At 61.5% G+C, this 1,550-nt stretch carries 2 protein-coding genes; one reads left to right on the forward strand and one right to left on the reverse strand.

Going from position 1 to position 1,550, the window contains the following annotated elements:
- On the reverse strand, positions 1 to 475 hold a 475-nt coding region (locus ENZ75_RS31430), incomplete at its 3' end, for an alpha/beta hydrolase (protein ID WP_128278608.1).
- 467 nt (positions 476 to 942) lie between these two features.
- On the opposite strand from ENZ75_RS31430, the gene ENZ75_RS31435 reads away from it, so the two are divergent.
- The coding region (locus tag ENZ75_RS31435; protein WP_128278609.1) for a pyridoxal-phosphate dependent enzyme at positions 943 to 1,550 on the forward strand (608 nt) is incomplete at its 3' end.

Consider the following 1,550-nt stretch of genomic DNA (forward strand, 5'->3'; position numbering starts at 1 on the left):
GGATAGCCGGATCATGGACGATCTGGGTCAGGCGATAGACGGCGGCATCGAAGCCGGTGTTGTAGCCATGCACGAAGACCATGACGCGGCCGCCGCGCGCCGCGATGTCGGCGTTGAGCGCGCTGGAGAATTTCGGCTGCGTGTCGTAGCCGACGACCTCGGAAGCCATGAAATACTTGGCCGGGTCGTCCGACTTGCCGCGCGAGCGGCGCTCGATCTGGCCGGTCTTGTGAAGCCCCGGAACGGTGACGTTGACGCGGGCATAGTTCAGCGTCGCCGACCGTTCGCCGTCGAAAACCTTGTTGGGATCGTCGGATTTCTTGCGCGTCGTGGCGATGAAGATCGAGTGGTTGCCGGCGATCTCCGTCACCGGCGCGGACACCATGGCGCTGCCAAGCAATTCCTGTGTTTGCTGGCCGGCGCAGCCGGCGACGAACAAGGCCAGGACAACGGTAAAAATCTTCTTCAAAGGCACGCCTGAATTTCCAACTCCGGCCGAAAGGCCTGTCTATCCTCACGATACCTCCCGGACAGGCAGAGTGCGGCAGAACTAAGTCCTGTCGAGTCGAAATGTGATCGGCGCCCCGCTGCGGCCATCGCAGTGTTGCGCGAAAGCCAAAATGGCGGGAAACGCCTGCGTGATGTGCGCAATGAGCGGCGTCGCCGCTGGCCCTCCAATCCCCGCGGAGATAGCGATTTCATACCGCCCGATGCGAGGGGGCATGAGAATGCACCCGCAAGTAGCTGAAAATATTTCGCAAAATTTCCGCCCGGAAGGACGTAAATGATGGACGATGGCGCTGGGGAGCCGGATATGTGATAGGCGGGCTCGCGCCGCACCTGGTCATGGCGCTCAACAACCGAACGTTCGCGACCCGATTAATGATAGAGATCCGCGGACAGCATGCAACGCAAGGTGATTTTCCCCAGGGGTGGTTTCCGATGAACAGTTTCTCTTCCCGCGTTGCTGCCGCTGCCGCCGCGATCCGCCAGATCTTCCCTGAAACGCCGCTACAGGAAAACGACTATCTGTCGAAAAAGACCGGTGCGCGGGTGCTGTTGAAGCGCGAGGATCTGTCGCCGGTCCGCTCCTACAAGATCCGCGGCGCCTTCAATTTCTTCCGCAAGACACTGGCGGCCGGCAACGAGGCCGAACTGTTCGTCTGCGCGTCCGCCGGCAACCACGCGCAGGGCTTTGCTTTCGTCTGCCGCCATTTCGGCAGGCGAGGCGTCGTGTTCATGCCGGTGACGACGCCGCAGCAGAAGATCGACAAGACCAGGCTGTTCGGCGGCGATTTCATCGAGATCAGACTGGTCGGCGATTTCTTCGACGATTGCTATCGCGCTGCCCTGGAATTCACCGACAGTTCCGGCGCCCATATGGTGCCGCCTTTCGATCACAAGGACATCATCGAGGGCCAGGCAACCGTCGCCTACGAGATCGCGGACCAGATGCCGGGCGCCCGCATGCCCGATATCGTCATGCTGCCGGTCGGCGGTGGCGGACTTGCCGCGGGCGTCACCCACTATTTCGCCGATCAGGGCAGGGA

Source organism: Mesorhizobium sp. M7A.F.Ca.CA.002.04.1.1, assembly GCF_004022805.1.
Taxonomy (GTDB): Bacteria; Pseudomonadota; Alphaproteobacteria; order Rhizobiales; family Rhizobiaceae; genus Mesorhizobium; species Mesorhizobium ciceri.